The organism is Rhizobium sp. BK538 (assembly GCF_014197575.1).
Taxonomy (GTDB): domain Bacteria; phylum Pseudomonadota; class Alphaproteobacteria; order Rhizobiales; family Rhizobiaceae; genus Rhizobium.
The window spans coordinates 1-25,242 of record NZ_JACIFT010000028.1 but is presented as its reverse complement, the minus strand read 5'-3'; the positions used below and the strand labels follow the sequence as shown (position 1 = coordinate 25,242).

Below are 25,242 nucleotides of genomic sequence, written 5' to 3'. Positions count from 1 at the left end.
GTGTCAGGCCTTCGTTCCGGAGATGGGCGGGATCGGATAGGTCGACTCGCCGGCAAGCAGCTTGAAAGTGTATTCGCAGGTATAGAAGGGGAGCTGCTCGCCCGGATAATCCGGGTGCGGCTCCCAATGCTCGACAAAATCGCCGACGATCTGCGCCTTGGCGCCGAACACGACGTCGCTCGCAAGCGCTTCGCGCGTATCGGAAAATATCTGCGTGATCAGCGTCTTGTGGCCGGGTGCCGAAACGATGAAGTGTATGTGCGCCGGCCGCATCGGGTGACGCTTCTGCGCGTGGAGCAAGACGCCAACCGGACCACCCGTCGGGACAGGATAGCCAGCGGGCTTGACCGACTTGAAGCGGAAGCTGCCCGTCTCGTCCGTGTGGAAGACGCCGCGCAGATTGAAATCGTCCTGGTCACTGTCCTGGTTCTCGTAGAGACCCACGGGGGACGCCTGCCAGATGTCGAGCTTGGCGCCTGCGACAGGCGCTCCATCCACACCGATCACGCGGCCGGAGAAAAACAATGCTGGTCCTGGGGTCTCGGATCGCGCAATGCACTCGCCGTCCGCGCATTCCGGCGCATGGCCCCTGTAGAACGGGCCAAGCAGCGCCGACATCGTCTCGCCCTGCATGCCGTCATTGTTGATGAGATCGATCAGCGTCGACGCGCCGAGAACATCGGCTGCCAGCACGACCTCATTGTTGGTTTCGTGCGTGTGGTGGCCAAGGGCCGCGATCCAGCGCAGCCCATATTCGAACTCTTCCTCGGTTGGGCGCGTCTCGACGATGAATTGGTGGAGATGGTTGATCAGGGAGTCCATGACCGCCTTGAGACGCGGGTTGCTGGTGTTCGCCATGGCGGTCAGCACCGTTGGCGTGACGTCCGCGATCGTCGCGATTAGTCGCGGTTCGATGGTTACGTGTTGCACTGTAGTCTCCTCCTGTGTGCTGGCGCGACCGCTCACGCCGCGACATGCGCCGTCTGTTTCAGGGATTGCAGGTGGGGGTATTTCTCGGTCAGCAGTGACCCGTGATAGTAAGTCTGCACGAATGCATCGCTCGCCTTGATGTTGTGCAGCCAAAGGTCGATCTGAGGTGCGTCGGCCCAGAGATGGCTAAGGTTGATGTCGTCCATCCGGATGATGACCGGCATGATGGCGATATCGGCCAATGTCAGATCGGCGCCGAGCAACCAGGGGCCGCCACCTTCGCGCAGCCAATGGGCCATGCGGTCGATCCCCCGTTTCAGGCGCCCGATGGCTTCGTCCATCTCCGATTGCGCAAAGCCCGTCCGCCCCATCTTCAACAGGAACTCGCGGCGCAGAGGCTTGTTTTCACAAACGGCGAGGAACTCCTCTTCCGTCATCGCCTGGTAATGCGGCAGGAAAGCCAGATTGTAGGATGGCACACGCACGGCTGGCGTCGGCACCTCGTCGATGAAGCGCATCATTGCTCGCATCCGTGCAACCTCCAGGGGGGCGCGTGGTCGCAAAGGCGCGATGTCGCCAAGCGTGTCCTCGAGATATTCCATGATGACGGCGGAATCGACGATCGGCGTTCCGTTGTGGACCAGGGTCGGGACGACGCCATTCGGGTTGATCGCCAGATACTCGGGCTTCAACTGATCGCCCCTGAAGAGGTCGAGCCGATGCTCCTCGAAGGCCTTTCCCTTGGTGTGAAGCGTATAGCGAACGCGCTGACTGCAGGTCGATTGCGGCGCATTGTACAGTACGTATTCAGACATGGCTTTCTCCCCTTGCCGCCTTGGGCAAGTTCATTTCGGACGATGAGTGGTTCTTCGCGTTGACCGATCAGTCCCAGTTCAAAACCCGCGGAAGCGTGCCTTTCTTGGCAAGGGTTCCAACGAGACCGAGCGGGAAGAAGACGAGGCCCAGCGCCATGATCAGGCCGGTTCCAAGGATATTCAGCTCGGAGGCGCCCATCGTCGCCACGAAAGCCTCATTGAGTGCGACAATGGCGATGGCTCCGATCACCGGGCCTGCGATCGTGCCCTTTCCACCCAGAATGCACATCAGGACAAGGTTCGCCGAAATGCCGATGATGATGAAGATGTTGGGGCGCAGGTAGGTCAGATACTCACCCCAGACCGCTCCGGTCATACCTACGAAGAACGCCGACAGCGCGAAGGCCAACACCTTGTAAAGGCGGGTGTTGATCCCGGCGCTTTCCGCCTTGATCTCATCCTTGGAAATCGCTCGGAGGCCCAGTCCAAATTTCGAGTGCTTGATCCTGTAGCTTGCCCAGACCGTGAAGGCGGCAATCGCGATGAAAGCGTAGTAGTAAGGCAATTTGGTCCATTGCGCCGACAGGCTGTTGGCCGGAAGCGTCAGGCCGTTCGTGCCGCCGATGAACGCCCAGTTGTCGAAAAGGATTCGGGCAATCATCAGAAGCGCGATCGAGGAGATGATGAAGCTTGGGCCGCGAACGCGCAAAGTGATTAGCCCGACAAGATACCCAACCGCCGCTGAGACTAGACCAGCCAGAGGTGCCGTCACGATCGTGGAGATACCGTACCGGGCAAGCAGCATTCCGGCCACGTAACCGCCGACACCGAAGAAGACGCTGTGGCCGAGTGAGATATAGCCCGCGAAACCTCCCAGTATGTTCCACCCGGAGGCCATCGCCGCAAAAGATGCAGCGAAGAGCACCAAGTGAAGCAGGTAATTGAAATTGCCCGCGAACTGCAAAAGTGGCAGGGCGATCAGGATCGTGAGGAGCATGACCGGAAACCAGGCTGCCCGCGTTTGATCGGCCTTCAGCGCCAGTTTCTCGTTATGAGCACGGCGGGCTTCAACCACGCTGTTCGTGCTTACGTGAGGAAAAGTGACTGTCATTACGCCATCTCCGGTTTTTCGCCGAACAGCCCCTGAGGCCGGACAAGCAGGACGATGAAAAGGGCCAGGAAGAAAGTCATCGTTGACCAGGTCGCGCCTACCCAGGCACCAACGAAGGCCGCGATGACAGATAGGCCAAGGGCTGCCACGACCGTGCCAAGGATGCTGCCCATGCCTCCCAGAACCACGACAGACATCAGCATCGCCACCCACTCCCAATGCTTTGCCGGGAAGAAGCTGAAGACAAAGCTGACGAGTGAACCGGCGGCACCCGCGAGACCAATGCCGATAGCGAACGCCAGGATGCTGATCGCATTGACATTGACGCCCAACAATTCAGCGGCCTCGCGGTTCTGCGTCGTCGCGCGGATGGCATTTCCCAGCTTCGAAAACTTCAGGAAGAGCGTGAGGCCACCGACGATCAGTAGCGAGACTATACCGGCATAGAGCTGGCCCTTCGGAATGAAGAGGTCGCCAATGAAGATCGCGTCGGTCGCATAGGCTGGAGAGGTGATGCGTTGCGTGTTGCTAAAGAGGCCACCGAGCAAGCCCTCGACCATCGTCGCCAGGGCGAAGGTTAAAAGCACCGTCATCTCCGAGTACCTCGCGCTCTTCGCCTCGCGCTCGAACAGCAGCTTGTAGAGAACGACCCCCACCACAGCCATGACAATCGAAGCAACCGGCAGCATGAGGATCGGATCGAGACCGAGCATCTTGAAGGCCCAATAGGCGATGTATGCACCGCCAATTATCAGCGCGGGATGAGCAAGGTTCACGATACGCATGACACCAAAGACCAGCGACAGTCCTGATCCCATGAGAGCTATGACGCCGCCGAGCGCGAGCCCGAGAACCAATATCTGGATAAGTTCAGCCATGTTGTTCCCCCTTTCAGGCAGCAGCCTTCTTGCCGCCAAGGTAGAGTTCCCGGACGCGAGGGTCCGCTAGAATATCGGGCGCAGGCCCTTGGAAGATCGTCCGGCCGAGGTCGAGCACGACCCCCCAGTCTGAATTCTTGAGGCCCATCAGAGCATTCTGTTCGACAAGCAACACCGTGATGCCGTCCGATGACATCATCTTCATGATGTCGAACATCTCCTGGATCACTTTTGGGGCCAGGCCGAGCGATGGTTCGTCCAGCATGACGATGCTTGGCTTGATGATCAGCGTGCGGGCCATGGCCAGCGTCTGCTGCTGTCCACCCGACATCGTCCCGGCGTGCTGATCCGCCTTTTCCTTGAGCATCGGGAAACGTTCCAGGATTTCATCAACGCGCCGTTGAAGCACTTTTTGATCATTCAGGATGAAGCCACCCATCCGCAGATTTTCTCGTACCGTCATCTTCGGGAACAGCGCTCGCTCCTGCGGGACGAAGCAGATTCCTTCACGCAGGATCTGGTCGGGACGCATGCCGTTCAGCCGCTTGCCCTTGAAGATCACGTCTCCGTTGCGGATCTTGAGCATGCCGCAGATTGATTTCAGCAGGGTCGACTTGCCCGCGCCATTCGGACCGATGATGCAGTGAACCTTGCCTGGCTCGACAGTTAAGCTGGCACCATCGAGGATAGCGGGGCCATCCCCGTAACCAGCCGTGATGTTAGTAACCTGGAGGAGTTCGTGCATCACGCCGCCTCCTCTTCCAGCACACCACCGAGATAGGCGTCGAGGACTTGGGCGTCCTTGCGCACGATATCGGGGGGGCCCGAACAGATGACCCTGCCCTGCGCCATGACCACGACCTTGTGGGATAGGCGCATGATGAGATCCATGTTGTGCTCGACGATAAGGACCGTGAGCCCCATTTTGTTGAGCGCCCGAATCCGATCGACGATCTCCTCCATGAGCGTGGGATTAACGCCCCCCGCCGGTTCGTCGAGCAGGATGATCTTCGGATCCGACATAAGAAGTGCTGCAAGGTCCATCAGCTTCTTCTGTCCATAGGAGAGGTTGTGCCCATCCTCGTAGGCGATGCGTGTGATCCCGAGAAAATCCAGGATCGACATCGCCTTGTCCTTCTCCTCGCGGCTCATGGCCGGTCGGAAGAGGCCGCCAAGACCGTGCACCTTCGACTGGACGATGACATTTTCGATCACCGTCATGTCCGACAGATTGCGAGATATCTGGAAGGTGCGGCTGAGCCCTTTCGCCGTGATCTTGTGCGGGCGCAGCTGGTCAATGCGTTCGCCATCCAACCAGATTTCGCCGGATGTCGGTGTAACAGTACGGCTGATGCAGTTGAAAGCGGTGGTCTTTCCCGCTCCGTTCGGTCCGATTAGAGCCGTGATCGATCCTTTTTCGACTGTGAAGGAAGCGGCGTCGACCGCGCGCAATCCTCCATAGTGCTTGCATAGATTCCTGACCTCGAGCATTGCCCGGCCTCCTTGTCGTCTGCTGGCTTGGAAACCGCGGAGCGGCTTTTAGCGACCCCGCGCGAGGTCTCGTCAGAAACCGGCCTTGGGATAGCTGAGCGCCGAAACGCCCTGAAACTCATCCTTGGGGTAGACAAACTTCAGCTGCCCACCCTGCCACTGCGTCATGATGTACGACTTGTCCTTGGCAAGACCCCGATCATCCCAGGAGAAACGACCAAGCACGGTGCGCACCGGATTGTCCTTTGTGCGCTCATGCAGCCATTCACCCATCTTAGCATTGTCGGTGGAACCGGCCCCGGCGATCGCCTGCTCGATCCCCTGGCAGACAGCAAAGGGAATGGCGCTGTCTTCATCAGGATCGATCCCATAGGCAGCGTTGAACGCGTTCACGAAGTCGGCGTTGGAGAATGGCTTGCCTGCCAGCGTGCTTTCGAAGGGAGCATCCTTGTGCCAGTTGGCGTGAACCATGACGCCTTCGGCCGCGCTTGCGCCGACGCCCTCGATAAACTCGTGCTGGGCGCCCTGGCTGAGATAAACGAATTTCGGCGTCGCGCCGACTGTCTTGAGCGCACGTGTCAGCTGCACGGCCTCCTCCTCGGACGCGGTCAAGCCGACGATCAGTTCGGCGCCCGAACGCTTGATCGAGTTGGCAAGGTTCAGCCAGTCATTGAAGCCGTCATCGGGCCATTTTTCCTGCATGACGACGTCGATGCCCGCTTCCTTGAGATATCCCGGCGCGAGGTCGGCGATCTGCTTGTTTGTCGCCGCGTCGACCACCTTCTCGCCAAGCAGGCCCGAGGCGATCGCGTTGGCGAAGAAGTCATCGGCATGAACGATCGCGGCAGACTTCGGCCCCTGCCCTGCCGGGATCAAGTCCTTGATGACGTTGACCACGTCCTTGCCGGTGTACTCGGCAGCACCAACTTGAAAATAGAAGAGGTTCTTGTAGCCCTGCTCATAGATGCGCAACGCGCCCCCGGAAGGGACTGCATGGACCATGTTGTACTTGGAAAGAATGCTTGCCACCGGATAGGTCAGGCGGCTCGAGAAGGTCCCGTATACGGCGTCGACCTTGTCGACATTGATGAAACGCTCGTACTGATTGATTGCCGTTGCCGGATCCGAACGGTTGTCGCTGACGACAAGATCGACCTGGCGGCCGAGAATGCCACCGGCGTCGTTGATCAGCTTCGTGCACAGCTCATAGCCGCGCTTGTGCTTCTCGCCACTGACGGCGAGGCCGCCGGTAATCGGCAGTGAAGCGCCGATCTTGATGTCTTGCGCGTGCACCAGTGACGCGTTGAGCGCCAAGGCCGCTGTTGCTGCCAGAAGGACTGAAAGTTTCATCGATGCTCCTCCATTCGCCGAAACTTAATGCAATCGATTGCATAAATCCGCAAAGCTCTCCCCGGACCGTCGGCTCCCCGCCAAAGGCTGCCAGAGCCCGCCGACCATCGCTTCACGCAATCGATTGCACAGTTCATAGCACGCAAGTTTTCAGATCGTCAACGATTTCATGCAATCGATTGCTTAATTTTGCGCAAGTTGTAGAATGAAAGCCGTCGAGGAAACGCGTCTATGTTGAAAAAACGAATTACATTAAAGGACATAGCCAGAGAGACCGGGGTTCACGTCTCCACCGTCTCGCGCGCGCTCGATCCTGTTGAACGCAAGCATTTGACCGGCGAAGTCGCCAGCCGCATTCAGGCTGCCGCGGATGCCCTGGGGTATCGCCCCAATCGGATAGCCGCCGGTCTTCGCACGAACAGGACCATGACCGTCGGCGTGATGATCCCTGATATAACCAACGTGATCTTCCCGCCGATCCTTCGCGGCATAGAATGCGTCCTCGAGCCGCTGGGCTATGCCTCCATCATCGTCAATACCGACAGCGACGCTGAACGGGAAGAGCGACTGATCGACGTGCTGCGCGAGCGTGGCGTCGACGGGATCATCCATGCCGCCGTGCTGCGCAGCGATCCCGCGATCGCCAGGGCCGCCCAGGACGGCTTGCCTGTGGTGACGCTGAACAGAAAGGTTGATGGCTCGCCCATTCCCTCGGTCGTGAACGACGAGGATTCCGGCATCTGCCAGATGCTGCGGCACCTGAAAAGCCTTGGCCATACCCGCATTGCCCATATAGCCGGCCCGCAGGATTTGTCGACGGGCCAGCTTCGCCTGGCTGCGTTTCGCAAAGCAGCCGGCGACATGAACGTCGACGTCGCCGATGATCTGATCGCTGTTGCTCCACGGTTCGACGAGGCAGAGGGCGCGCGCTGCCTTGCGGCGCTTTTGGCAACCGGCAAGGCGTTTACGGCCGTCCTTTGCGCCAACGACCGATTGGCGCTTGGCGCTATCGAAGCATTGAGGGAACGAAACATTGCGTGCCCGCAACAGGTTTCGGTCACCGGATTCAACGATATGCCATTCCTGAACCTGATTCAGCCTAAGCTCACAACGATCCGCATCGAGCAATTCGGAGCCGGAAAGGCGGCTGCAAACATCCTCCTGCAGCTCTTGAACAACGACGGCGCGGCTGCGAGGGAAACGATCTTGCCTGTGAAGCTTGTCGTTCGCGACAGCACGGGCCCCGCCTCATTGCACTGAGATATATTGGGGTCGGAACAAGTTCGAAATCGTTCGAGGCTTTTATCAACGAAAGACAGCTAGGGCAGATTTGATGGTGATGCCTCCGCTATGACTACGGCGCATTTGGCGGCCGGTAGCAGCACGGAACACTTGCATTAAATTGCAGTGCAGGAGGTACTCGTGACCAAAGGATCTTCTTGCTTTCCTTGTCGTTTCGGCTTTTGCGCACTGCTTGGCCGGTAACAGCGCGCTGGGACCATCTGAAGCCGAATTCATGGAAATACAGATCGGCAAGTTCCGGGCTGATGTGGTGAAAGACGCCTGCGATGGTTCGCCGGACCCGTGCATTGAACCCCTCGGCTGAATTGACATGGACGGCATCCCGGACACATTCGCGGCTGGAGTGGTTGACCGTCTCGTGTGCGGCAAAGCTTTCGTCTATGGCAACGAATGCCTTTGCTTCGTCACTCATCAAATGCGCTCGAAGTTCAACTTGTGTTGCAACTGCTCGAACGGCAGCACGCAACGAAAGGCCGGTGACGACAGCCGCACGGGCATCGCCGGCACTTGAACCCGGTGTGAGCGAAAAATCGCATCAAAGATACTACGTTACAAGGAACTTGCTGTCTTTGGTTGATAAGAGCCGCGTACGATTTCGCACTCTCTTGTTCCGCCCCCAATCCGGGGCAAAGTAGTCATCGATGCAAGGTGGCAATAAGGCGAGCTGTCCTCTGTCCATGGCTTCAATGAAGCTCATATCCCTCAGTCCTGACTTGTCGCTTCCTCGCGCTCCGAGTCCTTGTTTTCGCGCTGCGTCGCCCAGGTGAGCAGCGCGTCCAAAGCCGGGCACAGGGCCTGTCCCCAGTCCGTGAGGCAGTATTCGACCTTCGGGGGCACCTGATGGTGGACGATGCGGCGCACGATCCCGTCCTTTTCCATCTGCCGAAGTTGCTGGATCAGCATTTTCTGGGAGATTCCCGGGATCGCGCGTTCGAGATCGGAGAAGCGCAGAACATTCCCGCCAAAGAGGTGAAACAGGATCACCAGCTTCCAGCGCCCCTCAAGAAGCTTGAGCACGTTCTCGACGCCTTCGGCTGCTGTTTCTCGCGTATATGGGTGCGACATACTTTTCTGTAAGTACCTTACTTTTTTGTGTGTTCTTGCGCTTTTGGAAAGTTAGGCCATTTTCGACAATCAAACAAGTTCAAACCCGGAGATCGATCATGCCCCTCGCACTACCCAAGCCCATAGACGACTACTTTGCCGCGGATACGACGGATGGTATGGCAGTTGCGAAATGCTTCACGCTCGATGCCGTGGTCATCGACGAGAAGAAGACGTACACGGGGCGCGATGCGATCGCGGCGTGGAAGTCCGAGGCATCCGCAAAGTACAATTATATCGCCGAGCCCGTAGCCGTTGACGATCAGGGCGACAGGGTCATCGTCACCGCACGTCTGACCGGGAATTTTCCGGGAAGCCCGGTGGACCTTCGCTATGCTTTCACGCTCTGTGGTGATGCGATCGCCCGGCTGGAGATCGTCCCATGAGCTTCGATCTGGGCCTTGATGGAAAACGTGCCCTCGTAACGGGCGGCACCAAGGGGGCGGGTGCAGCGGTCGTTCAAGCATTGGCGGCCGCAGGCGCGCACGTCGCGGCAACGGCCAGGACCGTACCCAAGAATGGAACGGGGAACATCCATTACATCGCGGCCGACCTGTTGACCGCACAGGGTTGCGCCAAGGTCGCCGAGAAAGTGCTTCAGACATTCGGCGGCATCGACATCCTCGTCAATGTGCTTGGAGGATCAAGCGCGCCGGCGGGCGGCTTTTCGGCATTGACCGATCAGGAATGGCAGAAGGAAATCGATCACAATCTCATGCCTGCCGTCCGGCTCGATCGGGCGCTGCTTCCGTCGATGATCGCACAGGGATCAGGCGTCATTATCCATGTGACGTCGATCCAGCACGAACTGCCTCTGCCGGAATCGACGACGGCCTACGCAGCAGCGAAAGCGGCGCTGTCGACCTACAGCAAGAGCCTGTCGAAGGAAGTGACCCCCAAGGGCATCAGAGTTGTTCGCGTGTCGCCGGGCTGGATCGAGACAGACGCCGCCGTGGCGCTCGCGGAACGGCTCGCGAGGGAGGCCGGCACCGATTATGAGGGTGGCAAGAAGATCATCATGAATTCGCTCGGCGGAATTCCGCTCGGTCGACCCGCTAAGCCAGGTGAGGTCGCCGATCTGATAGCCTTCCTGGCATCGCCGCGTGCCGCAGCCATAACCGGCACTGAATATGTCATCGACGGCGGGACCGTTCCCACCGCTTGAGGCTTCAGAGTTGCGGTGTCGGCGTCTCCTCCACGAGTTTTCGCACAGCCTGCCGTGCGACGCGCCCCCGTAACGATGACAACCTTACTCATAGTCCTGTCCTTCCAAGAAATATCTTGGTTGCGGCATGCGCTCAATGCGATCCGCGTCCAATGGGTACGCAACCGATATCGGTGATTTCACCTCCCGCGATAATCGGCAGGTTCCGAAGTCACCTTTCGGAAATTGCGAGAAATCACCTTGAATTTCGCAGGAGGAAGCGTCGCATGCGCACCTCTCGCCACTGTCAGCGAAGTCATAAGGCCAAGGATGCGGTCCTTTAGGCAAAAGCGCCCAATCGGGTAGCGGATTTTCTAGAGCGCGTCCTTTGAAATCGGAATCCGGATTGGGCCCCACGAATGCGCCAACTACGTCGCGGCTGCAGGATATGACCCTGATTGAAAGTGGACTGCTCTTAGATTGCCGCGTTCCTGCAAACCGTCAGAACGAAGAATTCGCGGTAGCAGAAATCAGGCTGATCAAGCAGGCTCTCCGGATTTGCTGCCAGTTCCTTCCAATAATACTGATCGCTTTCAGGGAGGTCGTAATTTGGCGCTGCAGTCGTGAAATAGGAGATTAAGTCGCGTACATAATTGCGCGTGTGCTCGCCAGCAGGGGCCCACCGTTCAACGAGCCAGCCTTTGCGCCAGACGATCTCCATCCCTGCATCTCGCAAAAGTCTGGGAAGCGAAGAGCCACAATCGGTGCCAAGCACTCCCTTGTCGCGGAACGTCTGCAATCGCGCCGTCATGAAGCGGCTAAACACCCCGCGATCCATAGGTAGTATCTGCAGAAGCGTCGAATCGAAGTCCTTTACGGCGAGGATGCCGCCCGGCTTCAATACGCGCTTTACCTCATCCGTGGCCTGCTGAAATTCCGCCAGCGTGAGATATTGCATAACATTGGCCGACCATACGCAATCGAAGGAAGCATGATTGAAAGGAAGTGACAGAATGCTGCCAACGCGGGTGCGCACCTTCGACCGATCCAGGACATCCTTAATCAAGCTCTCGGCGCGTTGAATATTCTCAGGCGCAAGATCAAGAGCTGCCACGGACCCGTTGGAGCCAGTCAGCTCGCAGATGAGCGGAAGGAAGCTTCCGCTCCCGCATCCCGCATCGAGCACGTCCCAGCCATGTTGCATTCCAACTTGGGTAAGTGCGTCTTCGTATTCCGGCCGTGATGACTCGAAATGAAGATCGAGCCAGCTTGCGTCACTCGCTTCATGGCCGGTCGATGTTGAATTTCTGCTGGTACTGATGTTCCCCTCCGCGAATCGCCGATAATATCGGACCTCGATAACTGGCTGAGGTAAACAGACGCGACATCTGATGGCAACTAATCCGTTATCGCCATAAGACGCCCGCCGGACGCATAGCGAGATGACCCTGATTAAAACGGACGTGCTCTACCTAGATCCCGCTAGTGCGTTCGTGTTGATGCAGGATCAATTTCGATAACAATCCCGTACCTTAGAGCCTTATCTCTGGTTTCGTCGATTGCCTGCTGGATCCGAGAGACCACAATGTCGAACTCGGGGCCCTCCAGGGATGCCATCTCCCGAGCGACGCTCAGGGCGAATATCAGTTGCGCTATGTTGGCTTCATCCATGGCAGCGTCCTCGCCGACAACAAAAAGCCTATCGACATTCCACGGATGCTGCAATGCACAATATTGGTAAGGATTATTCAGCAATAAAGGTCCCGACCGGACGCCATAAGTGAGCCGACAGGAACCAGCTTCAGCCGGGTGAAATCCTCCGGGAAAAGGACTTGCTTCCGCTCGGTACAGAGTGCTCATTTCCTGCGATCTACGGAAAAGCCGTCCTATCCGTTAACCTGCGAGGGTAGACGCATATGCCGGGTCAATACGACCATGAAGTGCGCTCCACCGACGCGAAGCGGTAAAACCGCAAGCGTGCCATTGGCACGACCCGTCATTTCCTCTACGGCCGAAGCCGACCTACGACCACAGAACAAAAGGATCCATGTGATGACCGAGAAGAACCCCGCCGGCAACTTCCCTGCCGGGTATGAAGTACCCAAGGTATGGACCTGGGAGAAGGGAAACGGCGGGCAGTTTGCTAACATCAACAGGCCGATCGCTGGCCCAACCCACGACAAGCAACTGCCTGTAGGCAAGCATCCCCTGCAGCTCTATTCGCTGGCGACGCCGAACGGCGTCAAGGTGACGATCATGTTGGAGGAACTGCTTGCACTCGGACACACAGGCGCAGAATACGACGCGTGGCTGATCAGGATCGGCGAAGGCGACCAATTCGGCTCAGGCTTCGTGGAAGTCAACCCGAACTCGAAGATCCCTGCCCTGATCGACCGGTCGACGCCTGAGCCGACGCGCGTTTTCGAAAGCGGATCGATCCTGCTCTACTTGGCGAAGAAGTTCGACGCCTTCCTTCCAAAAGAGCACAAGGCGCAGACAGAAACGATCAACTGGCTCTTCTGGCAGATGGCCTCGGCGCCCTATCTTGGTGGCGGCTTCGGCCATTTCTATGCCTACGCGCCGGTGCACATCAAATATGCCATCGACCGCTTCTCGATGGAAGTGAAGCGGCAGCTTGACGTGCTCGACCGTCATCTTGGCGCCAACAGCTTCATGGCGGGCGACGAATATTCGATCGCCGACATCGCAATCTGGCCCTGGTACGGCAACCTCGCGCAGGGCAAGGTGTACGGGGACGCCGGAAGCTTTTTGGACGTCCAGACCTACAAAAACCTGCAGCGCTGGAGCGCCGAGATCGGCGAACGTCCAGCAGTCAAACGCGGCCGTATGGTCAACCGGACAAACGGCGATCCGTCGGAACAGCTCCACGAGCGTCACGACGCCTCCGACTTCGAAACAAAGACGCAAGACAAGATCGGCTGAAGGACCGGAGGAAGCAGCTAGGCGCGGCTCACATTTGTCCGCTGGCCTGCTGTTGGTGCGACCGCCCAGCTGCTCAACCCTGCTGAGAGCTCCCGTCCGACTGCGCCAGCAGTCGCGGGGGTTCTTCCGCCAATCGTCGTGCCAAAGCACAGCGGCTGTCGCGCGTGGGCAAAATCAGAAAACGTTGATTTCTTAAGTCGCCGAACTCATGCAATGTCTTCGACGATTGATATGACTTCGGCGTCCCGCATCACGGCCCCAGATTTGCTGAGCGAGCGATTGAGCGACGCCCTCACCTTTTTCTTGTAGCGATCGACGGCCTGCCCGCTGACCTCGCGCGGCATTGGTAAATTGATTGCTATTTCTTCCATGATGCGACCGGGCGAAGGCTGCATGACGATAACCCGGTGCGCCAAAGCAACCGCCTCCTCGATATCGTGCGTAACGATAATCATCGTCGAGTGCGTCTGGCGCCAGATGCCGACAAGGTGGTTTTGAAGTGCTGAGCGCGTCAGCGCATCGAGCGCCGAAAACGGCTCATCGAGCAGCAAAACCTCCGGCTGCGTCACCAGCGCGCGGGCAATGGCAGCGCGTTGCGCTTGTCCGCCCGAAAGCTCCTTCGGCAGGCTGTTCTCGTAACCTGCCAGATGAACCTGAGCCAACGCAGCCGTTGCTCTTTTATCGCGCTCACGACGGTCGAGATGGCTCAGACCGAAGCGGATGTTTTCGCCGACGGTAAGCCACGGCAGCAGGCGCGGTTCCTGGAATATCAGATTGATAAGTTGGTGCGGCGCACGAACGGCCTCGCCATTTATGGCGATTTTACCCGCCGTCGGCTGATCGAGCCCGCTGATCAGTCGCAACAACGTACTCTTGCCGCAACCCGAGCCGCCAATGACGGCAACGATTTCTCCAAGATGGACCTCAAGGCTGAAGCCCTGGAGTGCGACGACGCCATTCTGATAGGTCTTCGACAAGCCTTCGACCGACAACATCACGTACCCCCCTTTTTGTAGTTGTCCTGCCAGGCGACGAGGGGCGCGCTTATGGAAACGATCAGTCCGTCGGATAGCTTGCCGATAATGGCAAAGATGATAATTGCCGCGACGATCTGATCGGGCTTGCCAAGCTGCTGGCCATCAACGAGCAGATAGCCCAACCCCTCGGAAGCGCCCATGAATTCTGCCGCAACGACGAACATCCAGCCAAGCCCCAGGCCGGCCCGCAGCGCCACGATCAAGGCCGGCAGGACGGCGGGAAAAAGGATGCGTCGGGCAAGCTCCAACCCGGAGAGGCGGAAGATGCGGCCCACCTCAACGATCTTACGGTCGACCGAAAGCAGAGCCGTGGAAAGGCCGAGATAAACAGGAAAGAAGACCCCTGTCGCGATCAGCATCACCTTGGATGTTTCAAAGATGCCAAACCAGAGAATGAAGAGCGGCACCCAGGCAATCGATGGGATGGCACGAAGAGCCTGAAGGCTCGGATCGACCAAAGCCCGCGCGGTGGTGAAAAAGCCGGTCAACGTTCCAACAACCACGCCTGCTGCAGCCCCGGCCAGAAAGCCAAAGAGAACACGTAGACAGGTGGAGGCGACATGTCGGTAAAGTTCGCCGTTCTGTGCGAGCTGCCAGAGCGCAGCGATAATGCGGGAAGGAGGCGGCACCAGCCGTCCGGAGGAAAAACCGAAAGAGACTGCCGCTTGCCAAAGCAGAAAGGCGCCGGCCGGCACAGCAATGGAAAGTAAGAACCTTTTCCAAATTGCCGGCCGGGCGCCTGTCCTATTGCCCGCTATCCGTTCACGCAGCTGACCTGACAAGACTTCAATTGCTGTCAACGCTTGTGATCCATTACTGAGTAGCGGCGCTATTGAAACTCGTGTCGATCAGGCTGGTGGTTATCGCAGCGAGATCCGCATCAGCCGGAAGCACGCCGGCCTGCTGCAAAGCAACACCGGCCTTCAGCATCGTTACCCGCTGCTCGTCGCCGATCTGCGAATGCGTCAAGTCCGTGCGCTCCAGTTGCTTCGAGATGACAGCATCGGGAAGCTTGGCGGCTTCGATCAGAGCAGACTTCAGTGCCTGCGGATCGGCAACTGCCTGCTTTCGCGCCGTCTCGTAGACAGCAAGTACGCGCTTCACAATGTCTGGGTGCTCTTTTGCGAAGGTCTCCGTCGTGTTGAGTACGCCCCAGCTATTGTTCTCCGGCTTGCGGAAGAACAGCTTGGCGCCGTCTTCCACCTCCGCGGCCGCCATCAAAGGATCAAGACCTGCCCAAGCATCGACGTCGCCGCGGGTAAGGGCCAGACGGCCATCGGCATGTTGCAGAAGGACAAATTTGACGTCGCCTTCCTTGAGACCAGCATCGGCCAGAGCGCGGACAAGGAAAATATGCGGGTCGGTACCGCGCGTCACGGCCACGGTCTTGCCCTTGAGATCAGCGACGCTGGCGATCTTCGAATCCTTACCCGTAACAAGTGCTGTCCATTCGGGCCGTGAAAAGACATAGATCGACTTCACAGGGTTACCGTTGACGCGCGCAATCAAAGCCGCAGCGCCCGCCGTGGAGCCGAAATCGATTGAAGCGGCATTGAGAAACTCGAGCGCCTTATTCGAGCCCGCAGACTGAACCCAACGGACAGCAATGCCATCCTTTTCGAATTCCTTCTCCAGCAAGCCCTCTTTTTTGAGAAGCAGGCTCACCGGATTGTAGGTTGCCCAGTCAACGCGAATTTCGGAAACGTCCGCGGCGGAAACCTGCTGCAGTCCTGCGCCAATAAAAGCGGCCATCGCCACGATACGCAAAATGATCGACTTCATATCCCTCTCCAGCTTGCATTATTGCCGTGTAGCGTAGGGAGGGACGTCAAAAATTTCTAGAAATGACGTTTCAATGTCCACTAAGTTTATGGAATTTATGCCGTGCTTACGCGTAGCTTTGAGGTCTTATTCAGCTATCTGCGGGCCGTTCAGTTGTTTGACAGGATGGCCGTCACTTCGCGTATGTTCATGGATGATCTTTCCGGCGAAGTTCGGGATGTTCAAAGGCGACAGAATCCAGGTTGGCCGCTGACGTTCGTGTCAAGCATGGCCGCCTGCTTGTTTCCTACCGGAGCGACACCATCGTGCTTGCGTGCCAGACGCTCGAGACCTAAATTGGCGAAATGCTTGATCATTCGTCTCGACAGCTGTCGCCGTCAAATATCCCAATGGATGCGCTAAGCGAAGTCCTACAAGACTTTCGCTTGAATGGAGTCAACTATGGGCGGTGCGAACTCCAACATCCATGGAGCATCGCCTTTTCGCACCAACAACTGCTTCGCTTTCACTTCGTCAGCCAAGGTCCGTGCTGGATCCATACCGAAGCCCAGGGATGGCAGGAGTTGCACGATGGTGATCTGGTGCTACTGCCGCAAGGTATCGCACATCGATTGGCCAGCGCGCCAGATGTTGAGGGCGACTCGCTCGAAAGCTGTCAGATAACAAGGTTGGGCAGCAACGTTTGCGAAGTGTTACGGGAAGGAACGGGTACGACCAGCACGCTGTTCTGCGGCTCCATGGCTTTGAGCGCATATGCCCTCAACCCTTTGATCGCCTTGATGCCGCCCATCATCAAGGGCTGCGATGTAGCCGGCAATGACCCGATCGTTGGTCCGCTGCTGGCGGCCATGACGGCAGAGGCTTCACAGCCTCAGATGGGCAGCGCCACTGTCCTATCCCGCATGGCGGACTTGCTCGCAGCGCGGCTTATCCGCTGCTGGGTCAATTGCAGCGGAGCCTCGACCACCGGCTGGCTCGCCGCCATCCGCGACCCCCACCTCGGTCGTGTGTTGGCAGCTATGCACCGAGACCCAGGCCATAACTGGACCCTAGAAAGCCTCGCCAGTGTGGCAGGCCAGTCGCGCTCGATCTTTGCCGAGCGCTTCAGCGCTGTCTTAGGAGAGGGTGCGGCACACTATCTTGCCCGTCTGCGGATGCAGCTTGCCCGCGAATTGCTAGGTCAAAGCGGCATGTCGGTCGCCGAAGTTGCCTCCCGGTTAGGTTACGAATCCGAGGCATCCTTCGCGCGCGCCTTCAAGCGCATCACCAGCGTCTCGCCCGGCGTTGTGCGTCGCACAAGTTCCGGACGAATAGACATGGATTTCGGATTTTAAGACACATATCATCCCAATAAGTTCGTCTATGAAATCTCCGAACGCAGGAGATGACTCAATGACGGACACGAGATCACAACTAGACGACGCGGCGATAGACTTTCATACCGCCGAGCCAGCCGCGTGGAGCGTGGCCACTTGGTTCGCCGTTCTTTCGATGGCGGCTACCAGCTTTGCGCTGGTGTCAGCTGAGTTTTTGCCGGCAGGCCTGTTGACGCCAATGGCGCGCGATCTTAGCATTAGTGAGGGAACAGCCGGGCAGGTCGTGACCGCGACCGCTTCCATCGGCGCGGTGACCGCCTTGTTGAGCAATGTTCTCATCGGCAGAATGAACCGCAAGACCGTACTCGTTGGTCTCAGTGCGTTGGCAATTGGCTCTAACATACTTGCGGCGCTAGCGACTGATTTTTGGTTATTATTGTTGGGTCGAGCCGGATTGGGCATCGCGCTTAGCGGGTTCTGGGCGCTTTCGGTTGCCGTCGTGGCGAGGCTGGTGGGTGCGAATGCGACGGGTCGGGGGATGGCTATCGTCACCCTCGGGGTCTCGCTCGCCACCATAGCTGCACCGTCGGTGGGCGCTTTGATCAGCGACTGGCTGGGCTGGCGTAGCGCCATGGCTATGACAGCAGGGCTTGCGGCGCTTGCCATGCTGCTGCAGGTACTCAGCTTGCCGACGCTGCCCGCAAGCACAGGCAACAGTCTTGCCGATGTTTTTAGCCTGACAGGGCGGCGTGGCGTTCAACTCGGAATGCTTGCCATCCTTTTGCTGATGACGGGGCATTTTGCTGGTTCTGTTTATGTGCGTCCGTTCCTCGAAAAAGTGACGCTCCTGGAAACCGGGCCGATTGCCATGGCGCTGCTCGGGTTTGGTATCGCCGCCGTGATCGGAAATATTGCGGGCGGCCGAGTGGCCGACGTCAATATCCGCATGGCACTCGCCATTACGGCAGCACTAATGGCATTTGCGGCGCTCGCGCTGGTGCTTTGGGGCGTCCACATCGGCGCTGCCTTCGGTTTCGTTACGCTTTGGGGCTTCGCCTTCGGCATGGCGCCGGTGGTGCTGCCCACCAATCTTTCCCGCGGAGCACCCGACGCTCTGGAGGCAGCGGGGAGCCTGATGGTCGTCTCTTTTCAGGTTGCCATTAGTATCGGCGCGGTTTTCGGCGGCTATGTCGTCGATCATTACGGCGCCGTTGGGCCCTTGACCCTTACCTCCGCCCTGGCCGCATCGACCGTCGCTTTGGCGCTGACGCAGCCGCGCAGCTGATCTTCGCTGCCGGGTTGAGCAACCAGGCGCAATCGGCCTGACGATGGTGTTGAGACGCCTGTGCATCTCTAAGGCACCAGCTGGGCGCATGCCGGGGCCGAGTAGCGCTCCTGGCGCTCTGGAAATGAGGCCGCCGGCAATCGTCGGCGGCCTCGATCGTGTCAGGTTATAATGACGTCCTTACCTTCTGCCTTGAGGCGCGCGAGGCCGTCCTTCATCTGCTGCAGCTGTTCAGCCGAGTGGAGTTGCCAGTCCGCGACTTCGCCCACGACGCGAAGCGGTTCGCGAAAGCGATCTGACCGGGAAAACGTCTTGTCAGTCAGGTGTGCAAAGAGCGAAAGCCTACAGGAGCGGACCGGTCTCTTCGAGGAGGACATCCCTAGCGGGTGCCCGCGCCCGATTTCAGCCTTGCCACGGGTCGATTACGATCACGCCGGTATCACCGAAATCCTGAACATTACGCGTGACCATAGTTAAACCGTGAACCAGCGCGGTAGCGGCGATCAAAGCATCAGTCTCGTTGCGGCGGTCTGGAATATGTAAGTGGGCACAACGCGTCGCTATCGCGTCATCAATTGGCAGAACCCGCTCGGCGAATTCAGGGCGAACACGGCTATCCATCCATCCCCGCAAGCGAGAACCCTGGGCGGCGTCGCGACGCTGGATGGTTAATATCCCGCGCTCAATTTCCAGGATCGTAATCGCGGAAATGAACAAGTCATTGGAATCTTGCGCACCGACCCACTTCGTCACATTGGCATCTGCTTTACCGTCTCCAACTTTGCGCAGCTCGGAGACGACGTTTGTATCCAGCAGGTACTTCAAGACAGATCGACCTCGCGAGGTGCAATTTCGGCTCTCAGTGGCTCCCATTCGATCGTCGACAAACCAGGCATTGAAAGAGCCTCGACGAGATTCCGGCGCTTGCCGGTCAAGCGCTCGAATTCGCTGTACGTCATCAACACATGGGACGGCTTCCCGCGATCTGTAATAATTACAGGTCCTTTTTTGGCAGCCTTCTTTGCCCTACTGACGTCATGGTTCAATTCCCGGCTAGACAAACTTGTGGTGCTCATAGAATGTCTCCATGTAGGAACATACCTACATATATGATGTTATTGACTGTAGAGCAATATCCAAGATAGCCGCCTTGATGGGGATCGAGCCGGCCCAAGAGGTTGTTTTATATAACAAACATACACCACCATACGCACGCCGGGCAAAGCCGTCAAAGCACCCCCTCGAGCTATCCGACCGGGCTCGCCGTGGTCAAAACAGCCTAACGAAACAGGAGCCTCACCCGATTACCGCCCTAGATCTCATGCCATTCTGATCGTTTGTGCATGCGGCATCCGCCCCTGGTCTGCAACCTGCTTTGCATGACCGAGACGAACTCGCAGAAGGAATTTAGATGAGCAATGATCTGATCGTCGGCTACTCGGGCAATATCTCCCCCGTCGCGCACCAGGCGTTTCGCGGAGAGCCTAGCAGCTTCACTGGCGAAGCAGCCGGCCTGCAGCATACCGTCTTCGACGTCGGAGACCTCGGCACATCGCTGGCGGCCGCAAGGTCGGTGGCGAACCTCGATCCGGCCGCAAGAAAGGTGATCCAAACAATCGTCGAGGCCGAAGCCTCGTCATCGGTTCTCCAACCTAAACAGGGAATTACACGGGCCTGTTCAAGCATGTCTTCAATTTACGGGATGCAGCAGACTTGCGCGGTAAAACCCGTCATCCTGACGGGAGCCGGCGGGGGCGATCGACACTTGCTCGTTGTCGAGCATCAACTTCGCCCCCTATTCGCTTTCTTTGAGGCTTGTTCTGCCAACGGCAATCTACCCCTCGAGCCGCGATTTCACCGATGGCAAACCGTCAACGGCTATACTCGGTCGCGTAAACCAGGTGCTGGCGGAGGCCTCCATCCTCGTGCAGGCGCGCTCCGCAGCAGACGCAATTGCAGCGGAATAAGTACTCGGCCGGCAAGGGCCTGATCGCCGCCGGCTTCGTGGGGAAATTGAAATGTCCTCTCTGGTGCAAAGTCAAAACGTCACTTTGCGCTGTGATCTGACCGGCTGGTCCGGGTTGCAAGGGACGGATCGGGGCGGGTGGATCGCTCGCCAATGGCGTTGCCAGTCAGGAGACCGCATCACTCTGCGGCAATGAGGCGATATTCCCGGCGTCGAACTCCGGCTCTCCCTGGAATGCGTTCCGGAGAAGACGTTGCCACGCGATTTGGAGAGGGAACGAGGACGCGAACCCCCCGCTGTTCATCACAGCTCGCTGCTTCTCAATCTGGACGGAGTGTCTACATTGCTGCCTGCGCACGCATAGCCTCCATTGGCGAGAAAGTGATTGAAGAATAAATTGCAATATATACAATATGATAGCTAGCTTTCCGATAGTTAAAATTTAACTCTCGACAACACACGACATCAAAAACACGCGCTGATTCAACATGAGAAACGTGCGACTCTGCACCGAGCTTGAAGATGAGGTGCAGTCCTATTTTGAGGCTTCCGGCCCTCGAGTTGCCGTGACGAGTTCTCTACCCATGCAGCAATGTAAAGGGGCTACGACGTCCGTGCCAACAGCCAGGTTTGCGTGGAACAAACGCGGTGCCTACATCCGGTCTGGACATGAGCGGCCTGCCGGAAAAATACCATAGATGGGCTAATCGGCTTCGTGCCCTATCCCATCCGTAGGGAGCAAGGGCCTGCACCACCTGCCGATGATACAGTCGCGTGTCGGAAACCAGGCACAACCATCATGCAGAGGAGCGCAGCCATGAAACACTATGCCGGCCTCGATGTCTCGGTCAAAGAAACGAACGTCTGTATCGTCGATGAAAGTGGGAAGCTATTCCGTGAACGGAAGGTGGCATCTCACCCGGAGGACCTCGTCGCCATGCTGAGTGATCCGGAGTTCGGCTTGGAGAGGGTGGGCGTTGAGGCTGGCCCCTTGTCCCAATGGCTGTTTGAAGGACTGGCAAAGGCGGACTTGCCCGTCTTCTGTATCGAGACGCGCCACACCAAGGCATTCCTGGACGCCCTGCAACAGAACAAAGGCGACAGGAACGATGCACGCGGTATTGCCCATATGATGCGGGTCGGCCTGTTCAAGGACGTGCATGTGAAGACGCTCACCAGCCAGAAGCGCCGCGCCTTGCTAACGGCCCGATCGCTACTGCAGGAAAAGGCTATCGATCTGGAAAACGAAATGCGCGGGTTTCTGCGCAACTTCGGACTGAAGGTAGGTCATGCCTCGGGTGGCACCTTCGAGAGAAGGATACTTGAGCTTGTCGAAAACGACGCTGATCTGAGGGAGATCATGGAGCCACTGCTCGCCGGACGACGCAAGTTGCGAGAAGGGCTCGCAAGACTGGAAAAGAGGGTTCTAGCCGAGCCGAAGCAGGACGAGGTTTGCAGGAGGCTGATGACGGTGCCCGGCGTCGGTCCGATCGTCTCGCTGGCCTATGTTTCGACGATCGATATTCCCAGCAGGTTTCGTCATTCCCGATCGGTCGGAGCGATATTGGGCCTCACCCCTGTCCTGAAACAGTCCGGCGAAATGAGCCGGGTCGGCCACGTCTCTCTGCGCGGGGACGCGATGATGCGGCGACTGCTGTATGAGGCCGCCCAGTCGATGATGACGCGCGTGGTGAAATGGTGCTGGCTGAAGGCTTGGGCCATGAACATTGCCAAGCGGCATGGCAGCAAGAAGGCCAAGGTCGCGTTGGCCCGCCGTCTCGCTGTCGTCATGCACCGCATGTGGATTGACGGCTCGGAGTTTCGCTGGTCAAGGGAGGACACTGTCTCAACTGTTGCGGCATAACGATCAACCATAGAGCCGTTTAAGGTATTCGAATCCAAGCTTCCGCGTAGCAGCGGAAGACGTCCTTCGCGGACGACGGTGATGTGAGCTCGTGGCGGCGTTTATTCCGATGATCCGTCATCAGGATGCAGCATAGATTGGACCACATCATCTACTGGACCCCATCATGGGAGGGCCGAGTGCCGATCCCGGAGAGAAGCGCGGGCCGCGAAAAGACGTTAACGCTGCATGAGCCGGACGCAGATAACGCCGGCTCCTGTCGAGCAATGCTTTCGGCTGGAAAGCGCCACAAGCGGACAAACCAAAGAGCGTCGCTCCATGCCGCGGCAGGAGAAAATTGACGTGCAAGATCGCCTCGGCGGAGCGCCAAGGTTTTCCACGAACTGTTTGAAAGATCAGCCGACTAACCGGGTCGTTGAAAAGACCGACAGGAATTCAGCTTTTCACAAAGTCCGCCGCGCTGAGGGGAACAGGTCTGTAGCCGTCGACGTCGGCAATGTCATACTCCCGACCCAGCTCTGCCGCGACCAGGACACGCCCGGATTTCGACATCAGCGCAGGGTCCCGCCAAAGTCCGGCGATGACATGGCCGATGAACCTCGGGGACTCGGAGTTGGACAAGTCGAAATATTCGGCGTTCTGCATGACGGCTTCGGTGCGTACCAACCCGGGATAGAGTGCGACGGCGGCGACTTTATGTGGACGCAGTTCATGTGCGAAGTCCGCGGCCATCTTGTCGGCGGCGGCTTTGGCCATGCCGTAGATCGTGTTGCCGTCGTAGAATTGAGCTGCCCAGAATGAAATATTGACGATCAGACCGCGCTGCGTCGAGATCATCGTCGGCGCCACTGCGCGCGACATCATGAAAGCCGCCCTCAGCGCGGTGCCGATCATTGCGTCCCACCGCCAGACGGGCTGCTCCCAGAAAGGGCGCGGCCAGGTAAAATCGCCATCCTCGACCATGTTTTCATAGCCGGGCCATGCATTGTTCACCAGAATGTCCAGCCTGTTGGCGGCCCTGATCTCTTCAGCCACGCGCTCGGTTTCGGCGTCGTTGCTGTGGTCGCAATGATGAACGACTAGTCGTCCGGGTAATGCCGCAGCCTCAAGCGCAAGGCCCTCCAGCGATCCCGCGCGTTTACCTCCCAGGCTTGCTTCCGCCTCGGAACGGGTCCTGCCGGTAACGTGGACCGTGGCTCCCTCGGCGAGCAGCGACAGCGCAATCCCGCGGCCGACACCGCGGCTTGCGCCCGTAACCAACGCGACGACATCTTTCATACTGGCTAGCCTCCCATACGATGGCTGTTGCAGGCAGGGGACATCGGAATTCTGCTGCGGGCAGAAAACGGATGCTTGCCGCATGAAACCCTAGGGAGCAGTCAAATACAATCTCGCGTAGTCTGCCCGATTAGGGCCGACTGCCGCCATGGCACAGATGCGCCAATTGCGGTCATTGCGACAACCCCATACCCGGCCACCTGTCGCGTCCGCCCTACTCGAATCTCAGTGGTAGAGAATTTGTTTTCTTAATGGTCTTCAACATGATACTCGACTTTACCGAGTGCAACCCTCCCGCCTTATGAATTATCCGCTCAAGGAATTCGCTGAGGTGATCAAGGTCCTTCACCGTGATCTTCATCAGAAAGTCGGCGTCACCAGTCTGGGAATAGCATTCAAGGATTTCGGGCGCGTCTTCGATGAAGCGATGCAGCCTTCGATTTCCCTCTTCCGTATGAGAACTCAGACTGATCGTGGTGTAAGCGGTCACGGCCAGACCGAGCTTTTGGGCGCTTAGAACGCAGACCGACTTCTCGATGTACCCCTCCTGCCGCAACCGCTCCAGACGCCGAGCGCATTGCGAGCCCGAGAGCGCGACGCGCTCGGACAGTTCGGCGTTGGTGAGGTCGGCGTTATCTTGGACCGCTGAAAGGAGGCGGATGTCGAACTGATCGAGCATGATGAGGGTACTTCCTGCGCATAATCCGCGTAATTACCTTGAGAGTGCAAAAAATTCGCACAAAAAACAAGGTGGGCGCGTTGGAATGCGGCCCGTCCGCAGTTTGAAGGCGCTATTTTCAAGCCACTTTAACGACCAAAGCCGCTCAACGCGCCGACTACCTCAGGAGATACGAATGCTTTCACTCGACGTCGCAATCTCGTTCGCGGCCGCCGCTACGGTCTTGTGCTGGGTGCCCGGCCCGGACAATATATTCGTGTTGATCCAGTCCGCGATCTACGGCCGCACCGTCGGCATTTGCGTCACTTTGGGGCTGTGCGCAGGGCTCGTATTTCACACACTCGCGGTCGCGTTGGGCGTCGCCGCGATTTTTCAGACCTCCGAACTGGCCTTCAACGGATTGAAGTTTGTCGGTGCTTGTTATCTGGTCTACCTCGCATGGAAGGCATTCAGGGCGAGCCCTGAAAAACTCATCGAAGGCGAAAGCGGCTCCGTTTCTGCACGCGGCATGATCCTCCGGGGCATGGTGATGAACGTCACGAATCCCAAGGTCGCCATATTCTTCCTTGCGTTTCTGCCACAGTTCACGTCTCCGGCCAGCGGCAACGTGGTGCTCCAGATGTTGGCATTGGGCGCAATCTTCATTACCTGTGCTTTCTTCTCGTTCATGACTATCGCCCTTCTCTCCGGTTCGATCAGCACATGGCTCAAAGGCTCCGATAAACGACAGCTCGTCCTCAACCGCAGTGCAAGTGTTGTTTTCGTCGGCTTGGCCGCGAAGCTGGCGACGGCCCATGCATGAGATTAGAAGAGGTCGGCAAGCGGTTCGACGCGCATATGCGTGGGAGACCACTGTCCGTGTCCGCTTAGGGCCGAGGCTGTCGTCTAATCGCGCGGTAAAATGCAAGCCCTTTTTTGAACATCGAAGCTGTCGTTTGCCGGGAGCAGTGTCGTCTTCGCGGTCGAT

Annotated in this window: 25 protein-coding genes and 2 pseudogenes; 9 read left to right on the top strand and 18 right to left on the bottom strand. The window is 58.1% G+C overall.

The annotated features are described in order from the left end of the window. Positions 1-3 precede the first annotated feature (3 nt). From FHX09_RS26115 to FHX09_RS26085, 7 genes are all read right to left on the bottom strand, one after another. Entirely contained in the window at positions 4-930 is a 927-nt protein-coding gene (locus FHX09_RS26115; RefSeq protein ID WP_348649197.1) for a dioxygenase, read from the bottom strand. 32 nt (positions 931-962) lie between these two features. Then, positions 963-1,745, bottom strand: coding sequence for a glutathione S-transferase family protein (locus tag FHX09_RS26110; RefSeq protein ID WP_184450820.1), 783 nt, complete (start codon positions 1,743-1,745; stop codon positions 963-965). A 67-nt stretch (positions 1,746-1,812) separates the two neighbouring features. Beyond that, positions 1,813-2,856 (bottom strand): branched-chain amino acid ABC transporter permease, encoded by a 1,044-nt coding sequence (locus FHX09_RS26105; RefSeq protein WP_184450818.1) that lies wholly within the window; start codon positions 2,854-2,856, stop codon positions 1,813-1,815. After that, positions 2,856-3,734: a branched-chain amino acid ABC transporter permease gene (locus tag FHX09_RS26100; RefSeq protein WP_132592646.1), complete on the bottom strand. Its 879-nt coding sequence runs from the start codon at positions 3,732-3,734 to the stop codon at positions 2,856-2,858. Before FHX09_RS26100 ends, FHX09_RS26105 begins: the two co-directional genes overlap by 1 nt. Before the next feature lie 13 nt (positions 3,735-3,747). Continuing rightward, complete coding sequence (locus tag FHX09_RS26095; RefSeq protein ID WP_132592648.1) at positions 3,748-4,479, bottom strand: ABC transporter ATP-binding protein; 732 nt, start codon at positions 4,477-4,479, stop codon at positions 3,748-3,750. Beyond that, entirely contained in the window at positions 4,479-5,225 is a 747-nt protein-coding gene (locus FHX09_RS26090) for an ABC transporter ATP-binding protein (protein ID WP_183721490.1), read from the bottom strand. The genes FHX09_RS26095 and FHX09_RS26090 overlap by 1 nt, the downstream gene beginning before the upstream one ends. 72 nt (positions 5,226-5,297) lie before the next feature. After that, positions 5,298-6,575 carry an amino acid ABC transporter substrate-binding protein gene (locus tag FHX09_RS26085; protein WP_132592652.1) on the bottom strand — a complete coding sequence of 426 codons (1,278 nt, stop codon included), beginning with the start codon at positions 6,573-6,575 and terminating at the stop codon, positions 5,298-5,300. 231 nt (positions 6,576-6,806) lie between these two features. Here FHX09_RS26085 and FHX09_RS26080 point away from each other — a divergent pair, with 231 nt between their 5' ends. Next, entirely contained in the window at positions 6,807-7,835 is a 1,029-nt protein-coding gene (locus FHX09_RS26080; RefSeq protein ID WP_132592654.1) for a LacI family DNA-binding transcriptional regulator, read from the top strand. A 45-nt stretch (positions 7,836-7,880) separates the two neighbouring features. On the opposite strand, the pseudogene FHX09_RS26075 reads toward FHX09_RS26080, so the two are convergent. Then, a pseudogene (locus FHX09_RS26075) lies at positions 7,881-8,400 on the bottom strand (transposase); the annotation flags it as partial. A gap of 179 nt (positions 8,401-8,579) precedes the next feature. Then, on the bottom strand, positions 8,580-8,942 hold the full coding sequence (locus FHX09_RS26070) for a helix-turn-helix domain-containing protein (protein WP_132592656.1): 363 nt from the start codon (positions 8,940-8,942) through the stop codon (positions 8,580-8,582). A 98-nt stretch (positions 8,943-9,040) separates the two neighbouring features. Here FHX09_RS26070 and FHX09_RS26065 point away from each other — a divergent pair, with 98 nt between their 5' ends. Continuing rightward, the gene (locus FHX09_RS26065; protein WP_184450817.1) at positions 9,041-9,367 is read left to right on the top strand and encodes a nuclear transport factor 2 family protein; all 327 of its coding nucleotides are present in this window, start codon (positions 9,041-9,043) and stop codon (positions 9,365-9,367) included. After that, positions 9,364-10,146, top strand: coding sequence for an SDR family oxidoreductase (locus tag FHX09_RS26060; RefSeq protein ID WP_184450816.1), 783 nt, complete (start codon positions 9,364-9,366; stop codon positions 10,144-10,146). Before FHX09_RS26065 ends, FHX09_RS26060 begins: the two co-directional genes overlap by 4 nt. 454 nt (positions 10,147-10,600) lie before the next feature. Here the strand turns inward: FHX09_RS26060 and FHX09_RS26055 are convergent, their stop codons facing one another. Then, a complete protein-coding gene (locus FHX09_RS26055; RefSeq protein WP_245505519.1) occupies positions 10,601-11,329 on the bottom strand; it encodes a class I SAM-dependent methyltransferase in 729 nt (242 codons plus the stop codon). A 278-nt stretch (positions 11,330-11,607) separates the two neighbouring features. Continuing rightward, positions 11,608-11,796: a hypothetical protein gene (locus FHX09_RS26050; protein ID WP_132592664.1), complete on the bottom strand. Its 189-nt coding sequence runs from the start codon at positions 11,794-11,796 to the stop codon at positions 11,608-11,610. A gap of 381 nt (positions 11,797-12,177) precedes the next feature. On the opposite strand from FHX09_RS26050, the gene yghU reads away from it, so the two are divergent. Then, positions 12,178-13,068 (top strand): glutathione-dependent disulfide-bond oxidoreductase, encoded by an 891-nt coding sequence (gene yghU, locus FHX09_RS26045; RefSeq protein ID WP_132592666.1) that lies wholly within the window; start codon positions 12,178-12,180, stop codon positions 13,066-13,068. A gap of 206 nt (positions 13,069-13,274) precedes the next feature. Here the strand turns inward: yghU and FHX09_RS26040 are convergent, their stop codons facing one another. From FHX09_RS26040 to FHX09_RS26030, 3 genes are read right to left on the bottom strand one after another with little or no spacing between them, the layout of a single operon-like run. Beyond that, positions 13,275-14,063 (bottom strand): ABC transporter ATP-binding protein, encoded by a 789-nt coding sequence (locus tag FHX09_RS26040; protein WP_132592668.1) that lies wholly within the window; start codon positions 14,061-14,063, stop codon positions 13,275-13,277. Continuing rightward, positions 14,063-14,863: an ABC transporter permease gene (locus FHX09_RS26035; protein ID WP_245505525.1), complete on the bottom strand. Its 801-nt coding sequence runs from the start codon at positions 14,861-14,863 to the stop codon at positions 14,063-14,065. Before FHX09_RS26035 ends, FHX09_RS26040 begins: the two co-directional genes overlap by 1 nt. Positions 14,864-14,918: 55 nt before the next feature. Beyond that, entirely contained in the window at positions 14,919-15,857 is a 939-nt protein-coding gene (locus FHX09_RS26030; RefSeq protein ID WP_183721562.1) for an aliphatic sulfonate ABC transporter substrate-binding protein, read from the bottom strand. Between the two features lie 374 nt (positions 15,858-16,231). On the opposite strand from FHX09_RS26030, the gene FHX09_RS26025 reads away from it, so the two are divergent. Continuing rightward, positions 16,232-17,221: an AraC family transcriptional regulator gene (locus tag FHX09_RS26025; RefSeq protein WP_165933152.1), complete on the top strand. Its 990-nt coding sequence runs from the start codon at positions 16,232-16,234 to the stop codon at positions 17,219-17,221. Positions 17,222-17,279: 58 nt separating this feature from the next. Then, positions 17,280-18,488, top strand: a complete 1,209-nt coding sequence (locus tag FHX09_RS26020) for an MFS transporter (RefSeq protein WP_132592771.1) — start codon at positions 17,280-17,282, stop codon at positions 18,486-18,488. 402 nt (positions 18,489-18,890) lie between these two features. Here the strand turns inward: FHX09_RS26020 and FHX09_RS26015 are convergent, their stop codons facing one another. Together FHX09_RS26015 and FHX09_RS26010 are read right to left on the bottom strand one after the other, a co-directional pair. Then, the gene (locus FHX09_RS26015) at positions 18,891-19,313 is read right to left on the bottom strand and encodes a type II toxin-antitoxin system VapC family toxin (RefSeq protein ID WP_184450815.1); all 423 of its coding nucleotides are present in this window, start codon (positions 19,311-19,313) and stop codon (positions 18,891-18,893) included. Beyond that, positions 19,310-19,564, bottom strand: coding sequence for a type II toxin-antitoxin system Phd/YefM family antitoxin (locus FHX09_RS26010; protein WP_183721479.1), 255 nt, complete (start codon positions 19,562-19,564; stop codon positions 19,310-19,312). Before FHX09_RS26010 ends, FHX09_RS26015 begins: the two co-directional genes overlap by 4 nt. Positions 19,565-19,899: 335 nt before the next feature. On the opposite strand from FHX09_RS26010, the pseudogene FHX09_RS30135 reads away from it, so the two are divergent. Together FHX09_RS30135 and FHX09_RS26005 are read left to right on the top strand one after the other, a co-directional pair. Further along, positions 19,900-20,455 (top strand): annotated as a pseudogene (locus FHX09_RS30135) (NAD(P)H-dependent oxidoreductase). A gap of 816 nt (positions 20,456-21,271) precedes the next feature. Next, positions 21,272-22,318, top strand: a complete 1,047-nt coding sequence (locus FHX09_RS26005) for an IS110 family transposase (RefSeq protein WP_184450814.1) — start codon at positions 21,272-21,274, stop codon at positions 22,316-22,318. 435 nt (positions 22,319-22,753) lie between these two features. Here FHX09_RS26005 and FHX09_RS26000 read toward each other — a convergent pair whose 3' ends face one another. Further along, entirely contained in the window at positions 22,754-23,596 is an 843-nt protein-coding gene (locus FHX09_RS26000; RefSeq protein ID WP_132592672.1) for an SDR family NAD(P)-dependent oxidoreductase, read from the bottom strand. A gap of 214 nt (positions 23,597-23,810) precedes the next feature. Beyond that, positions 23,811-24,275: an Lrp/AsnC family transcriptional regulator gene (locus FHX09_RS25995; protein ID WP_184450813.1), complete on the bottom strand. Its 465-nt coding sequence runs from the start codon at positions 24,273-24,275 to the stop codon at positions 23,811-23,813. Between the two features lie 85 nt (positions 24,276-24,360). Here FHX09_RS25995 and FHX09_RS25990 point away from each other — a divergent pair, with 85 nt between their 5' ends. Further along, positions 24,361-25,077 (top strand): LysE family translocator, encoded by a 717-nt coding sequence (locus tag FHX09_RS25990; RefSeq protein WP_245505520.1) that lies wholly within the window; start codon positions 24,361-24,363, stop codon positions 25,075-25,077. Positions 25,078-25,242: the final 165 nt, after the last annotated feature.

Bases quoted from the DNA above. Each gene is read 5' to 3' on its own strand.
- FHX09_RS26095 (WP_132592648.1), bottom strand. From the start codon at position 4,479: ATGCACGAACTCCTCCAGGTTACTAACATCACGGCTGGTTACGGGGAT.
- FHX09_RS26065 (WP_184450817.1), top strand. From the start codon at position 9,041: ATGCCCCTCGCACTACCCAAGCCCATAGACGACTACTTTGCCGCGGAT.
- FHX09_RS26000 (WP_132592672.1), bottom strand. From the start codon at position 23,596: ATGAAAGATGTCGTCGCGTTGGTTACGGGCGCAAGCCGCGGTGTCGGC.
- FHX09_RS25990 (WP_245505520.1), top strand. From the start codon at position 24,361: ATGCGGCCCGTCCGCAGTTTGAAGGCGCTATTTTCAAGCCACTTTAAC.
- FHX09_RS26020 (WP_132592771.1), top strand. From the start codon at position 17,280: ATGACGGACACGAGATCACAACTAGACGACGCGGCGATAGACTTTCAT.
- FHX09_RS26040 (WP_132592668.1), bottom strand. From the start codon at position 14,063: ATGTTGTCGGTCGAAGGCTTGTCGAAGACCTATCAGAATGGCGTCGTC.
- FHX09_RS25995 (WP_184450813.1), bottom strand. From the start codon at position 24,275: ATGCTCGATCAGTTCGACATCCGCCTCCTTTCAGCGGTCCAAGATAAC.
- FHX09_RS26110 (WP_184450820.1), bottom strand. From the start codon at position 1,745: ATGTCTGAATACGTACTGTACAATGCGCCGCAATCGACCTGCAGTCAG.
- FHX09_RS26080 (WP_132592654.1), top strand. From the start codon at position 6,807: ATGTTGAAAAAACGAATTACATTAAAGGACATAGCCAGAGAGACCGGG.
- FHX09_RS26055 (WP_245505519.1), bottom strand. From the start codon at position 11,329: ATGCAACATGGCTGGGACGTGCTCGATGCGGGATGCGGGAGCGGAAGC.
- FHX09_RS26105 (WP_184450818.1), bottom strand. From the start codon at position 2,856: ATGACAGTCACTTTTCCTCACGTAAGCACGAACAGCGTGGTTGAAGCC.
- FHX09_RS26070 (WP_132592656.1), bottom strand. From the start codon at position 8,942: ATGTCGCACCCATATACGCGAGAAACAGCAGCCGAAGGCGTCGAGAAC.
- FHX09_RS26005 (WP_184450814.1), top strand. From the start codon at position 21,272: ATGAAACACTATGCCGGCCTCGATGTCTCGGTCAAAGAAACGAACGTC.
- yghU (WP_132592666.1), top strand. From the start codon at position 12,178: ATGACCGAGAAGAACCCCGCCGGCAACTTCCCTGCCGGGTATGAAGTA.
- FHX09_RS26050 (WP_132592664.1), bottom strand. From the start codon at position 11,796: ATGGATGAAGCCAACATAGCGCAACTGATATTCGCCCTGAGCGTCGCT.
- FHX09_RS26085 (WP_132592652.1), bottom strand. From the start codon at position 6,575: ATGAAACTTTCAGTCCTTCTGGCAGCAACAGCGGCCTTGGCGCTCAAC.
- FHX09_RS26030 (WP_183721562.1), bottom strand. From the start codon at position 15,857: ATGGCCGCTTTTATTGGCGCAGGACTGCAGCAGGTTTCCGCCGCGGAC.
- FHX09_RS26010 (WP_183721479.1), bottom strand. From the start codon at position 19,564: ATGAGCACCACAAGTTTGTCTAGCCGGGAATTGAACCATGACGTCAGT.
- FHX09_RS26090 (WP_183721490.1), bottom strand. From the start codon at position 5,225: ATGCTCGAGGTCAGGAATCTATGCAAGCACTATGGAGGATTGCGCGCG.
- FHX09_RS26060 (WP_184450816.1), top strand. From the start codon at position 9,364: ATGAGCTTCGATCTGGGCCTTGATGGAAAACGTGCCCTCGTAACGGGC.
- FHX09_RS26025 (WP_165933152.1), top strand. From the start codon at position 16,232: ATGCTTGATCATTCGTCTCGACAGCTGTCGCCGTCAAATATCCCAATG.
- FHX09_RS26100 (WP_132592646.1), bottom strand. From the start codon at position 3,734: ATGGCTGAACTTATCCAGATATTGGTTCTCGGGCTCGCGCTCGGCGGC.